The 12,645-nt window shown below is 58.8% G+C and carries 12 protein-coding genes and 1 tRNA gene; 7 read left to right on the top strand and 6 right to left on the bottom strand.

Annotation, left to right across the window (positions count from 1 at the left end; genetic code table 11):
• Positions 1 to 152 precede the first annotated feature (152 nt).
• From RHM62_RS15260 to RHM62_RS15250, 3 genes are read left to right on the top strand one after another with little or no spacing between them, the layout of a single operon-like run.
• Positions 153 to 1,304 carry an ATP phosphoribosyltransferase regulatory subunit gene (locus RHM62_RS15260; protein ID WP_322122918.1) on the top strand — a complete coding sequence of 384 codons (1,152 nt, stop codon included), beginning with the start codon at positions 153 to 155 and terminating at the stop codon, positions 1,302 to 1,304.
• Between the two features lie 3 nt (positions 1,305 to 1,307).
• Positions 1,308 to 2,621, top strand: a complete 1,314-nt coding sequence (locus RHM62_RS15255; protein WP_322122917.1) for an adenylosuccinate synthase — start codon at positions 1,308 to 1,310, stop codon at positions 2,619 to 2,621.
• A 14-nt stretch (positions 2,622 to 2,635) separates the two neighbouring features.
• On the top strand, positions 2,636 to 3,178 hold the full coding sequence (locus RHM62_RS15250) for a phosphoribosyltransferase (RefSeq protein ID WP_322122916.1): 543 nt from the start codon (positions 2,636 to 2,638) through the stop codon (positions 3,176 to 3,178).
• 140 nt (positions 3,179 to 3,318) lie between these two features.
• Here RHM62_RS15250 and RHM62_RS15245 read toward each other — a convergent pair.
• Positions 3,319 to 3,403 (bottom strand) — tRNA-Leu (locus tag RHM62_RS15245).
• 268 nt (positions 3,404 to 3,671) lie between these two features.
• On the opposite strand from RHM62_RS15245, the gene rnr reads away from it, so the two are divergent.
• The 4 genes from rnr to RHM62_RS15225 are packed head-to-tail and all read left to right on the top strand — an operon-like array spanning position 3,672 to position 8,307.
• A complete protein-coding gene (gene rnr / locus RHM62_RS15240; RefSeq protein ID WP_322122915.1) occupies positions 3,672 to 6,044 on the top strand; it encodes a ribonuclease R in 2,373 nt (790 codons plus the stop codon).
• A gap of 14 nt (positions 6,045 to 6,058) precedes the next feature.
• Positions 6,059 to 6,787, top strand: coding sequence for a 23S rRNA (guanosine(2251)-2'-O)-methyltransferase RlmB (rlmB, locus tag RHM62_RS15235; RefSeq protein WP_009667889.1), 729 nt, complete (start codon positions 6,059 to 6,061; stop codon positions 6,785 to 6,787).
• Between the two features lie 57 nt (positions 6,788 to 6,844).
• Positions 6,845 to 7,639: a serine O-acetyltransferase gene (cysE, locus tag RHM62_RS15230; protein ID WP_322122914.1), complete on the top strand. Its 795-nt coding sequence runs from the start codon at positions 6,845 to 6,847 to the stop codon at positions 7,637 to 7,639.
• A gap of 11 nt (positions 7,640 to 7,650) precedes the next feature.
• On the top strand, positions 7,651 to 8,307 hold the full coding sequence (locus RHM62_RS15225; RefSeq protein ID WP_322122913.1) for a YceH family protein: 657 nt from the start codon (positions 7,651 to 7,653) through the stop codon (positions 8,305 to 8,307).
• Here the strand turns inward: RHM62_RS15225 and RHM62_RS15220 are convergent.
• The 5 genes from RHM62_RS15220 to RHM62_RS15200 are packed head-to-tail and all read right to left on the bottom strand — an operon-like array spanning position 8,304 to position 12,505.
• Positions 8,304 to 9,092 (bottom strand): UDP-2,3-diacylglucosamine diphosphatase, encoded by a 789-nt coding sequence (locus RHM62_RS15220; RefSeq protein WP_322122912.1) that lies wholly within the window; start codon positions 9,090 to 9,092, stop codon positions 8,304 to 8,306. The genes RHM62_RS15225 and RHM62_RS15220 overlap by 4 nt on opposite strands.
• Before the next feature lie 16 nt (positions 9,093 to 9,108).
• Entirely contained in the window at positions 9,109 to 9,597 is a 489-nt protein-coding gene (locus tag RHM62_RS15215) for a peptidylprolyl isomerase (protein WP_009666103.1), read from the bottom strand.
• A gap of 46 nt (positions 9,598 to 9,643) precedes the next feature.
• Positions 9,644 to 10,222, bottom strand: coding sequence for a peptidylprolyl isomerase (locus RHM62_RS15210; protein WP_322122911.1), 579 nt, complete (start codon positions 10,220 to 10,222; stop codon positions 9,644 to 9,646).
• A gap of 10 nt (positions 10,223 to 10,232) precedes the next feature.
• Positions 10,233 to 11,471: a L,D-transpeptidase family protein gene (locus tag RHM62_RS15205; protein ID WP_322122910.1), complete on the bottom strand. Its 1,239-nt coding sequence runs from the start codon at positions 11,469 to 11,471 to the stop codon at positions 10,233 to 10,235.
• 11 nt (positions 11,472 to 11,482) lie between these two features.
• On the bottom strand, positions 11,483 to 12,505 hold the full coding sequence (locus tag RHM62_RS15200; RefSeq protein WP_322122909.1) for a tetratricopeptide repeat protein: 1,023 nt from the start codon (positions 12,503 to 12,505) through the stop codon (positions 11,483 to 11,485).
• Between the last annotated feature and the right edge of the window lie 140 nt (positions 12,506 to 12,645).

The raw sequence follows: 12,645 nt of genomic DNA, 5'->3' as shown, positions 1-12,645 counted from the left end.
GCGTATTCTGCGTCCGGCGTGTGCTCTTCCCCATAATGGCGCCGTGCCTGCTGTTGTCCCGTTGGATAGTTCAACCGGAACAGCCGCTGCGGCGCTCAGTTGCGTGAGCTTGCGACGCGACTTGCCTTTTTTTTACCCACACTGCTCCTGTCATGCCCAACTGGCTACTCCCTGAAAATATTGCCGATGTGCTGCCTTCCGAGGCACGCAAGATCGAAGAGTTGCGCCGTCAACTGCTGGATAATTTCCGTCACTACGGCTATGAACTGGTGATGCCGCCCATGCTCGAGTATCTCGAGTCGTTGCTTACCGGTGCCGGTGCCGATACCGATTTGCGCACCTTCAAGCTGGTCGACCAGCTATCCGGTCGAACCATGGGCGTGCGTTCCGACATGACGACCCAGGTGGCGCGCATCGACGCACACCTGCTTAACCGGTCATCCGTGACGCGCTTGTGCTATGCCGGCAGCGTGCTGCACACCCGACCGTCCGGCTTGCACGCTACTCGCGAGCCATTCCAGATCGGTGCTGAAATTTACGGTCATGCCGGCCTCGAAGCCGATGCAGAGATCCAGCAACTGGTACTGGCGTCGCTGGCACTGGCGGGTATCCGTACCGTACGACTGGATCTGTGCCACGTTGGCATCGTGCGCGCGATCATGGCGCAGGATGCGGTAGCGCGTGCCAATGAAGCCGCTCTGTTCGCGCTGCTCAAGGCCAAGGATGCGCCTGGCCTGCGTTTGCTGACCGCTGGTTTCGGCGCCATCGCGCGTGATGCGATCCTCGCATTACCGGATTTGTACGGCGATGCCACCACGCTGGTGCGCGCCCGTGCGGTGCTGCCCGCATTGCCGGGTATTGCGGCGGCGCTCGACGATCTCGACGCCCTCGTGCAGCTGGCGGGTGCTGCGCAGATCATCATCGATCTGGCTGACCTGCGCGGTTATCACTATGAAAGCGGGGCGACGTTTGCGGCCTACGTGCCAGGCTTGCCGAATCCGGTGGCGCGCGGTGGCCGCTATGACCATGTCGGCGAAGCCTTCGGTCGGGCAAGGCCGGCGACAGGTTTTTCGATGGATTTGCGTGAGCTGGCGCGTTTGCTGCCGGCAGCACAACGGCTTAGTGCGATTCGTGCACCGTGGGGCACCGACGCGACATTGCGCGCAGAAATCGCCGTCTTGCGGCAAGCCGGTGAGGTGGTAATTCAAAATCTGCCTGGCCACGAAAATGATCAGGAAGAGTTCGACTGCGATCGCGCACTGGTTCTCGACAATGGCAATTGGCAACTCAAAAATTTAGGTTAAGTGATGACTCAGACAAAGATGGCAAAAAACGTGGTGGTAATCGGGACCCAGTGGGGCGATGAAGGCAAGGGCAAGATCGTCGATTGGCTGACCGATCACGCGCAAGGCGTGGTGCGTTTTCAGGGTGGCCACAATGCCGGCCATACGCTGGTCATCGGTGGCAAGAAAACCGCGTTGCAGCTGATTCCGTCAGGCATCATGCGCGCCGGCGTGGCCTGCTACATCGGCAACGGCGTCGTGCTGTCGGTCCCTGATCTGCTGCGTGAAATCGACAAGCTGCAAGCGGTGGGCGTCGAAGTCGAATCGCGCCTGAAAGTATCGGAAGCCTGCCCGATCATCCTGCCGTATCACACCGCCCTTGATGGCGCGCGTGAAGCGGCCCGTGGCGCGGCCAAGATCGGTACCACCGGCAAGGGCATCGGCCCGGCCTACGAAGACAAGGTTGCGCGTCGCGCCATTCGTGTTGCCGACCTGCTCAATGAAAAACGCTTCGGCGAAAAGCTGCGCGAGAATCTCGACTTCCATAACTTCGTGCTGACCGAATATCTGAAAGCACCGGCGGTCGATTTCCAGCAAACCTTTGACAACGCGCTGGCCGACGTGCCGCGCCTGGCACCGATGGCAAGTGATGTCTCCAGCGCCCTGCACGCGGCCTACAAAGGCGGCGCGAATCTGCTGTTCGAAGGCGCACAGGGCAGTTTGCTCGACGTCGATCACGGTACCTATCCGTTCGTCACTTCCAGCAACTGCGTGGCCGGTAATGCCGCCGCCGGCAGTGGTGTTGGTCCGAACATGCTGCATTACATCCTCGGTATCACGAAGGCTTACACGACCCGTGTCGGCAGTGGTCCGTTTCCGTCCGAACTGCCCACCGATGCCGGCGTTGGCTTGCATCTGTCGAGCGTCGGTCACGAGTTCGGTACCGTCACCGGTCGTCCGCGCCGGTGCGGCTGGTTCGATGCGGCGTTGCTGCGTCGCTCGGTGCAGATCAATGGCGTCTCGGGCATGTGCCTGACCAAGCTCGATGTGCTCGATGGTCTTGAGTCACTCAAACTGTGTACCGGTTATCTGATCGATGGCAAGCACGTCGATATTTTTCCGGTCGGCGCCGAAGATGCCGGTCGTTGCGAACCGGTCTACGAAGAAATGCCTGGCTGGACGGACACCACCGTCGGTGCGAAGTCGATGGCGGCGTTGCCAGCCAATGCGCGCGCCTACATCAAGCGCATCGAAGAGCTGGTCGGCGTGCCGATCGACATGGTCTCGACCGGTCCCGACCGCGAAGAAACCATCGTCCTGCGTCATCCGTTCAAGTAAGGATCGGGCTCATCATGTCGCTACCTGCATCGAATGACAAAGATCTCTGGGTCTCGTGGGATGACTATCATCGGGCGATCGAACGCCTGGCGATGATGGTCCATGATTCCGGCTGGAAGTTCGACCAGGTGTTGTGCCTGGCGCGCGGTGGTTTGCGGCCGGGCGATGTTTTTTCTCGCATTTTTGATGTGCCACTGGCGATCCTGTCGACCAGTTCGTATCGCGAGGAAACCGGCACCAAGCGCGGCGACCTCGACATCGGCAAATTCATCACGATGACACGCGGCTCGTTGGGCGGGCGCGTGCTGCTGCTCGATGATCTGGTCGATTCGGGCGTGACGCTGGAAAAAGTCCAGCATCACCTGAAGACCAATTTCCCCGCCGTGACCGAAGTCAAATCGGCGGTGATCTGGTGCAAGGCCTGCTCGTCGATCCGGCCGGATTTCTATCTGGATTATCTGGAATCGAATCCGTGGATTCATCAGCCGTTCGAAGAATACGACGGCCTGCGTGCCCATCAGTTGCATGCGTGGCTTAAGAAGGGCGAGCCGCAGTAACAGCGTTTAAAAAAGCCATGCGATGCGTGGCTTTTTTATTGACGTCGACGTGGTTGTGAAGGGGGTCGTGCTTACCGGTAATGAATCGGCAGGCGAAAAAAAACCCACTGTCGAAACAATGGGTTTTTTAATGAAAGGCTTGGTGCCCACGGAGGGACTCGAACCCCCACATCCGAAGACACATGGACCTGAACCATGCGCGTCTACCAATTCCGCCACGTGGGCCTTCCAAAGAAACCGAAGTATAAAGGAAAACCTCCCCCTGTCAAATAGCGTTTCATGCCGGTCTGCAAATAACTGGTGTGATAGGTTAAACTCGCGCAGTCCGTTACACTACGCGGGCGCGCAGTTTCGCGAAGTTGCTGTTGCAGAGCCTGCCGAGTCCGAAGCAAGTCGACCATCATGGCCGCACGCTGATCAACTCGCCGCGAACGCGCCAAGATGTTTTCCGGTTTTTCCGAATTCTTACCAATAACAACTAACTGACCCACATTTGAGCCAATACACAATTCCCAGCCGCGAGGAAATTCTCGGCATCCTGCGCACGTCAACCGACGCGCTCAACGTAGAGGCAATCGCCGCTGCTCTCAACGTCCACGGTGACGAATTCGAAGTGCTGATGCGCCGTCTGAACGCGATGGAGCGTGATGGCCAGCTCAAGCCCGACGCCGAAGGTCTCTATCATCTTTCCAGTAGTACCGGTTTCATCGATGGCCGCGTCAGCAGTCATCGTGAGGGCTTCGGTTTTCTGGTCCCGGATGACGGCGGCGACGACCTGTTCCTGTCCGAAAAAGAAATGCAGAAAGTCTTGCACGGCGACCGCGTCAAGGCCCGCATCATCGGCACCGACCGTCGCGGTCGTCCGGAAGGCACTATCGTCGAAGTCGTGTCACGTGCCAATACCCATGTCATCGGTCGCTTGCTCAATGAAAACGGCGTCTGGCTGGTCGCTCCTGAAGACCAGCGCATCGGTCAGGATATTGCGTTGTCCGGGTCCCCGGGCCACGCCAAGACCGGCCAGGTCGTCAGTGTCGAACTGACCGAACAGCCATCGCGCTTCAAACAACCGGTCGGCCGTATCGTCGAAGTGCTCGGCGAGATCGATGATCCCGGCATGGAAATCGAAATTGCCGTGCGCAAGTTCGGTGTGCCGCATATTTTTTCCGACGCAGCCCAAAAAGCTGCCGCCAAATTGCCAAGTGAAGTGCGCGAGAGCGACCTGACCGATCGCGTCGATTTGCGCGATGTGCCGCTGGTGACCATCGATGGTGCCGATGCCCGCGATTTCGATGACGCGGTGTATTGCGAGCCGATCAAGATCGGCCGCGCTGATGGTTTCCGCCTGATCGTGGCGATCGCCGATGTCAGCCATTACGTCAAGCCCAACGAGCCGCTTGATGTCGATGCGCTCGAGCGCAGCACGTCGGTGTATTTCCCGCGCCGGGTAATTCCGATGCTGCCGGAAAAACTCTCGAACGGTTTGTGTTCCTTGAACCCGGGTGTCGACCGGCTGACGCTGGTGTGCGATGCGGTGATTACCGCTAAAGGCGAGATCAAGGCCTACCAGTTTTATCCGGCCGTGATCCATTCGGCAGCGCGCCTGACTTACGACGAAGTCGCGGTTATCCTTGCCAATACCAAGGGCACGGATGCGGCCAAGCGGCCGGCGCTGGTGCCGCATTTGCTGAACCTGCATGCGGTTTATCACGCGTTGCTGAAAGCGCGCCATCTGCGTGGCGCAATCGATTTCGAGACCACCGAAACCTATATCGTTTCCAATGCCAACGGCAAGATCGAATCGATCCTGCCGCGCACCCGCAACGATGCGCACAGGCTGATCGAAGAGTGCATGCTGGCAGCCAACGTCTGCGCCGCCGATATCCTCGAGCGCCACAAGCAGCCCAGCTTGTACCGCATCCATGCGACACCGACCAAGGAAAAGCTCAACCAGGTCCGCACCTTCCTCAAGCAGGTCGGTTTGAACCTCGGTGGCGGCGACAAGCCATCAGCATCCGACTATGCCGAGCTGATGCCGAAGATTAAGGCACGGCCCGATGCAGCACTGTTGCAAACGATGCTGTTGCGCTCGATGCAGCAAGCAGTCTACAGCCCGGAAAACATCGGCCACTTCGGCCTGTCGTACGAAGCCTATGCCCATTTCACCAGCCCGATCCGGCGCTATCCCGATCTGCTGACACACCGTGCGATCAAGGCCATTTTGCTCGGCAAGCGCTATGACCCGAAGGGCATCGACACGACCGTGCTCAATACGACGGTGTCGAACGCGGCGCGCAAGCAAGCTGTCAAGGACAAGGCCGATGGCAAGCAAAAGAACGCCGCCGACCTGACCATCTGGGATGCGCTGGGCGTGCATTGTTCGGCTAACGAGCGGCGTGCTGATGAAGCCTCGCGCGATGTCGAAGCCTGGCTGAAGTGTTACTTCATCCGCGACAAGCTCGGCGAAGAATTCACCGGTACCATTTGCGGCGTCGCCACCTTCGGCATTTTCGTGCAGCTCGACTCGTTGTTTATCGAAGGTCTGGTACATGTCACGGACCTGGGTGCCGATTACTTCCAGTTCGATGAAGCACGGCATGAGTTGCGCGGCGAGCGCAGCGGCATGCGCTACCAGCTGACCGATCGGGTCACGGTGCAGGTCGCACGCGTCGATCTCGATGCGCGCAAGATCGACCTGAAACTGGTGACCGAGCCGGGTATCAAGACCCTGCTCAAGAACGAGGCGCGCCGCGCCGACGAAGAACATCAGGAGCGCGATCCATCCGGTCGCCGCAATTCCTCCACCTCACCAGCAGACCGTTCGGGTGCGCAAAAAGCGTCTCCGAAAGCAGGCAAGAAGAAACGATAAGAACTATGAGCAAAATGATATTCGGCTTCCATGCCGTGACCGCGCGCTTGCGCCACGAAGCCTCGACCGTCGAAGAAATCTATGTCGATACGGCGCGCCACGACCAGCGCATGAAAGACATGCTCAAAGCCGCCGCGGCTGTCAAGGTACGCGTCATTCAGGCCGACGACCAGCGCCTGTCGAACATGGTTGGTACACGCCGCCATCAGGGTGTGGTGGCCAAGGCCGGTGAAGTCTCGCTGGCCCGCAACCTCGATGAATTGCTCGATGCAATCGATGGACCGCCGCTGTTGCTGGTCCTCGATGGCATCACTGATCCGCATAACCTCGGTGCCTGCCTGCGCGTGGCCGACGGTGCCGGTGCGCATGCCGTGATTGCGCCGAAGGACCGCGCAGTTGGCCTCAATGCGACGGCCGCCAAGGTCGCCAGTGGCGCCGCCGAAAGCGTGCCCTACATCACCGTGACCAATCTGGCGCGCACCTTGCGTGACCTGAAAGACCGCGGCATCTGGCTCATCGGTACTACTGAAGACGCCGAGCAAACGCTGTATCAGGGTGACTTCACCGGACCGACTGCGCTGATCATGGGCTCGGAAGGCGAGGGCATGCGTCGCCTGACCACCGAGACGTGCGACTTCCTCGTGCACATCCCGATGTTCGGTGCGGTCGAGAGCCTGAACGTGTCGGTCGCCTCGGGCGTGTGCCTGTTCGAAGCGCGTCGCCAGCGTCTGGTCAAAGGGTAGCCATTCCTGTACGGGTGTGCTCACTGGTGCGGTTCGGCCACGACTACCCGAAGCTGCTTGAGCGGTTACCATAGGCGTCCTTTTCAACAGCACAAGCCATCCATGTTCAACCGCCTCCGTGAAGACATCGCCAGCATCATCGATCGTGACCCTGCCGCGCGCAATGCGTGGGAGGTGCTGACTTGTTATCCGGGTCTGCACGCGATCATGTTGCATCGTGCTGCCGGTTGGTGCTGGTGGCATGGACTCAAGTGGTTTGGTCGCTTCATTGCCTATCTGGCACGCATACTCACTGGCATTGAAATCCATCCCGGCGCATCGATAGGCCGGCGGGTATTCATCGATCATGGCTTCGGCGTCGTCATCGGCGAGACGGCCGACGTGGGTGACGATTGCACCATCTATCAAGGCGTGACGTTGGGCGGCACGTCCCTCAACAAGGGTGCCAAGCGGCATCCGACACTGGAGGCGGGCGTCATTGTCGGGGCCGGAGCGCAAGTGCTGGGCGGCTTCACGGTCGGGGCGGGTGCCAAGGTCGGATCAAATGCGGTCGTGGTCAAGGAAGTGCCGGCCGGCGCGACTGCGGTCGGCAATCCGGCGCGCATCATCCTCAAGCAGGCGCGCAGTCCACAGGAAGACGCCGCGGCGCGCATGTTTGCCGCTTACGGCGTCTCGCCCAACGGTGACGATCCGCTTTCCAAGGCGTTGCATGGCCTGATCGATAACGCCGCCACCCAGGAGCACCAGATCAGCAAGATTCTCGCCGCGCTCAAATGTGCCGGCATCGGCTGCGAAACCATGCCCGAGCTCGATAAGTTCGATCCCGCATCGCTCAACCGCATGGTCGAATAAGGCATCACCTGATGACTACCGAAGACAATCCGGACATCCTCGACCAGCTCGAAATCCGCGTGCTGGCGGTGCTGGCCGAAAAGGAAGCAACGACGCCGGACGCTTATCCGCTCTCGCTCAATGCGCTGACGAACGGCTGTAATCAATTGTCTAGCCGTGATCCGGTGATGACGCTGACTGATGCGGGCGTTCATGACGTGTTGCAGCGACTGATGCAGCGCAAACTGGTGGCCGAAGTCAGTCAGGCCGGGGCGCGCGTCGCCAAGTTCGAGCACCGGATGCGGATCAAGTGGACGCTGGAACCGGACAAGCTGGCGGTGCTGACGGTGCTGATGCTGCGCGGATTTCAGACCGCTGGCGAACTGCGCGCGCGCTGTGAACGCCTACATGCGTTCGGGTCTATCGAACAGGTCGAGGTGTGCCTGCAATTTCTGATCGATAAATATCCACCGCTGGTGGCGAGGCTGGCACGCGGACGTTTTGCCCAGTTGCTGGCCGGCGAGTCTTTCGTCGAGCAGCAGGAAATTGCCGGTACTTTTTCGGGCAAGGTCAGGGCAGATAGCGGCGTCGACCGGCTTGCACAACTGGAAGCCGAGGTGCTTCAGTTGCGTGCCGGGTTCGATGACTTGTCGGCGCAGTTTGCGCTGTTCAAGCAGCAGTTCGATTAACGCCGGATAGTGTTGCCGGCGGTGTCGTAACGGCTCAGTTCACCTGTTGTATCAATACCCATCCAGCCACCGCGCGCTGGTTCGGCATCCACATCCCAGTCAGGCAGCACGTGTCTTGTCCGTCCTTGCGCATCCAGATGCGCGGCAGGACGGTGCGTGTGACCGTGAATCATCAGCGTCGTACTTGTCGCCTCAAAGAGCGCGTCAATGGCTGCCGGATTGACATCCATGATCTCGGCACTTTTGGTGCTCTGTGCATCACGGCTTTGAGTACGCATGCCGGTAATGATGGCCTTGCGGCGCGCCAGCGGCATCGCCAGGAAGTCCTGTTGCCACTGCGGTTGCCGGACTTGATGACGAAATGCGATGTAATCGATGTCGTCCGTGCACTGGGCATCACCGTGTGCCAGCACGATCGATTTTCCGGCGACGTTGATGACGGTACCGTCAGGCAGCAAGGTCATGCCGGTGGCGCTGGCAAATCCGGGACCGACCAGGAAATCGCGGTTGCCCGCCATCCAGAACAGCGCGGTGCCACCATCGCTGAGAGCCCGCAGTTCGGTGACAATGCGTTGGTGCAGCGGCGAGGCGATGTCATCATCCCCCGCCCAATATTCGAACAGATCACCCAGCAGATAGAGCCGGCGGGCTTGTGACGCGTGGCGCTGCAGGAAGTCGATGAATGCCGTCACCGTCGCTGGCATTGTCTCTTGCAAATGGATGTCGGAAACAAAAAGCGCAACCGTTTCCGGTTGCGCCTTGTTCACTGTGTCAGTGGTGGTCACGCTTTGCAATGGCGCATCAGACCACGGTGACTTTTTCGATCACGACGTCTTCAACAGGGACGTCGGCAGACATGCCTGAGCGGCTGGTCTTGACGGCCTTGATCTTGTCGACGACATCGGCACCTTCAACGACTTTGCCGAAGACGCAATAACCCCAGCCGTCCTGGCCTGGATAGTCGAGGAAGCTATTGTTCTTGATGTTGATGAAGAACTGCGCTGATGCGGAATGCGGGTCTGAGGTACGTGCCATCGCGACGCTGTACTCGACATTTTTCAAGCCATTCTTGGCTTCGTTCTCGACCGGTGCATTGGTCGATTTCTGTTTCATGCCTGGCTCGAAACCGCCGCCCTGGATCATGAAGCCATCGATGACGCGATGGAAAATTGTGTTCGAGTAATGGCCTGCGTTGACGTAGGCGAGGAAATTCTCGACGGTCTTCGGTGCTTTCTCTGCATCGAGTTCCAGCTTGATGTCGCCGTGGTTGGTGGTGATGATGACTGCCATGGATTACCTCTTTGTGGTCTGAATGGGTGGGTGGAGATCAGTGCGCTTATTTGGCAAGCGTCGCACTTTCGATCACGATGGGTGTTTGCGGCACGTTCTGGTACATCGCCGCATCTTTGGTCGGCACGCGACGGATCTTGTCGACCACGTCCTGGCCTGCAACGACCTTGCCGAAGACCGCATAGCCGTAACCGTCACGGCCCGGGTAATCGAGCATGCCATTGTTGCTTACATTGATAAAAAATTGCGCAGTCGCCGAATCCGGGTCACCGGTGCGTGCCATTGCTACCGTGTAGGCTTCGTTTTTCAAGCCATTGCTGCCTTCGTTCTTGATCGGCGCGCTGGTCTGCTTCTGATTCATGCTCTTGTCGAAGCCACCACCCTGAATCATGAAGCCATCAATGACACGATGAAAAATCGTGCCCTTGTAGTGGCCGTTCTTGACGTATTTCAGGAAGTTATCGACTGACACCGGCGCTTTCTCGGCATTGAGCTCGAGCACGATGTCGCCCATGCTGGTTTTGAGTATGACCCGCGGTGCTTCGGCAGCGTGGGCTATCAATGTGCCGGTACTTAGCACCAGTGCGGCGATCAGGCCGGTCAATTGCCTGCGTGTATTGTGCATCGGGACTCCCTTAAAGTATGCCTTCATAGACGATTTTCCAGTGACGGCCTTCCTTGGCCCAGTACTGGCGCTTACGTTGCGAGGTATGCCGCTTGCCCGACGTGGACGCTTGCGTAAAGGTGCTGACAATCAGATCCTTGTGGCCCGGATACGCGAACATCGTCACATCCTGCAGCTTGATGGTCATGTCCTTGATGCCTGCCATTGCTTGCAAATGCTTGCCCGACCAAACGGCTAAATCTTCACCTAGCGCTGACTTGAATTGCGCCGAATAATTATTCATGAATCGTGTGGTGTTCAGGCTTTCGAGATCGCGCCGCCATTCGTCCAGCAAGCCATCGGCACTGTCGCGTTCTACCGTGAGCGCTTTTCTGCTGACGAATTCTACCTGTTCGCTGATGACGACAGGCGTCTTGCCCGGTTCGACCGAGCGAAACAGCTTTTCGAGGTCGGGGTTGGTCAGCACCACGCAACCGTCCGACGCCAGCGGTGGCCGGCTGTAGCTAGTTGATGGCGTGCCATGCAACCAGATGCCGGAGCCACTGCGGCCTTTCATGCGGTCCCACTCGTTTGGGTAATTGATCGGGAGCGCGCCGGCACCGTAGAAATCGGGCAGGCGGTTGCGGCCCAATCGGCCGGTAATGTAATAAACCCCGAGCGGCGTTTTCTGGTCGCCTTCCGTGAGCTTGTTGCTGCCCAGCTTGCCTTGCGTGATGTAGTAATCGGATAGCAGCTTGAGTTGGCCCCGCGTGTTTTGATACACGTAAAGCCGGGAGCGTTTGGTGTCGACGACAAAGGCAAAGCGCTGGTCGTCGCGCAGCTTCAGTAACGCTCGGGGCACCAGTTCCGGATCGGGGCGCTCGCGCAGCGAGTTCAGCCGCACCATCGCTTCTTCACGCAAGTCATTGAGCTTGTCGTGATCGCCTTTGGAGAGTGTCCCCAGACCGGTAACCGGGCGCGTGTGCATCATCAGCAAATCGCCACGTACCAGCTGCGCCAACAGGAAATTGGGATAGGCGGTGACCAGCGCATCGGCCCTGAGCTGAGCCTGGCGCAAGTTATTGGCACTCAGGTCTTTATAGATGGCAATCAGCTGCGAATCGGGGTCGGGCTTGCCCGCCGGTTGCAGCAGGTCTGGCACGCGCGCTGCTGCCTGTGCAACCGGCACGGCTGCCAGACACAGTGTCGCCATCAGCGCGGGGATCAGGGAACGGCTAAGCAGATTCTTCAGTACATTCACGTAGTTCATCGAACCAACCATCAGCTACCTGTGCGCTCCTGCTTGATCAGCCATTTGCCGCCTTGCTTTGTCATGACCATCGTTTTTGGCGCATTCGAACGGACCTGCTTCGAGGTGTAGGCCTGCTGGAACTTTGCGGTTGCCGTCGATCCGTTGACAGTCACTTTCGGGGTCTCGATCTTGATGGTGATGTTGTCATTGCCTTTGATGCGATCCTGGCGTTGCTGGACCCAGGCTTTGCGCGACAGCCCATTGGCCGGCTCGAAATCACTGGCGTAATAGCCAAGGTATGCCTGGACATCCTCGGCTGCCCAAGCCTTGGCCCAGCTAGTGATCACGTTGGTAATTTCTTCCTGGTCAGCACTGACAACGGGTGCCTTGGCGACTGGTTTGGGTTCAGGTTTTGGCTTTGGCTCGACTTTCGCTACTTCAACCTTGGCGACTTCCACTTTCGGCGCTGGCTTCGGCTCCGGCTTGGCGTCTATTTTGGGTTCGGGCTTGGGCTCGAGTTTGGCAACAACAACGGGTGCAGGTGCCGGTTTCGTCACAACTGTGGCAGTTGGCACCGGAGCGGCAACTGCGACGCCGGTTTTCGGATTCGTGCCGCCGGTGTTGTTGCCTACCAGCGTGCGGACCATGGTCAGTTTGGTCTTTGCCGTGGTGTTGGCGGAATCGAGTTGCAATGCCTTGTCGTAGGCCTGGCTGGCCAGCTTGGCATAGACATCCCCCAGGTTTTCGTGGGCGGTAGAGTAGGTCGGATTGGTGCGAATCGCCATTTCCAGCGAGGCACGTGCCTTGTCGTATTGCCCGCCGGCAGCAAACAGGACGGCAAGGTTGTTATACGGCTCCGGCAGTTCCGGGAAATCTTCAGTTAGTTTGGTAAATATGACAATGGCTTCGCCGGGTTTGTTTTGCTCCGTCAGGATCACACCCTTCATGAAGCGCAACTGTTTGTCTCGCGGTGTTTGTATCAACGCGGCGTCCACTTTGGTGAGCGCCTCGCCGAACTGTCCAGCCCGGATGAGGGTGCTGATATCGGCCATGTTGTCGGCAAAAGCAGGGGGGGCGAAGAGTGCTGCAGAAAGTGCTGAGGCGGCTAGGATTTTGCCGAAGCATGAGGTCAGGCGCGGCGGAAAGTACTGTCGGGGCGTGAGTGGCATGGTTTTTTTAGGTGATATACTTC

Origin of the sequence: Actimicrobium sp. CCC2.4 (genome assembly GCF_034347385.1) — a bacterium.
Taxonomy (GTDB): domain Bacteria; phylum Pseudomonadota; class Gammaproteobacteria; order Burkholderiales; family Burkholderiaceae_D; genus Actimicrobium.
Note: the sequence above shows the minus strand (reverse complement) of the source record. Positions and strands in the feature narration are given on the sequence as shown.

What these genes read in the sequence shown, in the direction of transcription:
- RHM62_RS15210 (WP_322122911.1), bottom strand. Translation starts at nt 10,222, where the DNA reads ATGCACAATACACGCAGGCAATTGACCGGCCTGATCGCCGCACTGGTG.
- RHM62_RS15205 (WP_322122910.1), bottom strand. Translation starts at nt 11,471, where the DNA reads ATGAACTACGTGAATGTACTGAAGAATCTGCTTAGCCGTTCCCTGATC.
- RHM62_RS15200 (WP_322122909.1), bottom strand. Translation starts at nt 12,505, where the DNA reads ATGGCCGATATCAGCACCCTCATCCGGGCTGGACAGTTCGGCGAGGCG.
- rlmB (WP_009667889.1), top strand. Translation starts at nt 6,059, where the DNA reads ATGATATTCGGCTTCCATGCCGTGACCGCGCGCTTGCGCCACGAAGCC.
- RHM62_RS15225 (WP_322122913.1), top strand. Translation starts at nt 7,651, where the DNA reads ATGACTACCGAAGACAATCCGGACATCCTCGACCAGCTCGAAATCCGC.
- RHM62_RS15215 (WP_009666103.1), bottom strand. Translation starts at nt 9,597, where the DNA reads ATGGCAGTCATCATCACCACCAACCACGGCGACATCAAGCTGGAACTC.
- RHM62_RS15250 (WP_322122916.1), top strand. Translation starts at nt 2,636, where the DNA reads ATGTCGCTACCTGCATCGAATGACAAAGATCTCTGGGTCTCGTGGGAT.
- RHM62_RS15255 (WP_322122917.1), top strand. Translation starts at nt 1,308, where the DNA reads ATGACTCAGACAAAGATGGCAAAAAACGTGGTGGTAATCGGGACCCAG.
- RHM62_RS15260 (WP_322122918.1), top strand. Translation starts at nt 153, where the DNA reads ATGCCCAACTGGCTACTCCCTGAAAATATTGCCGATGTGCTGCCTTCC.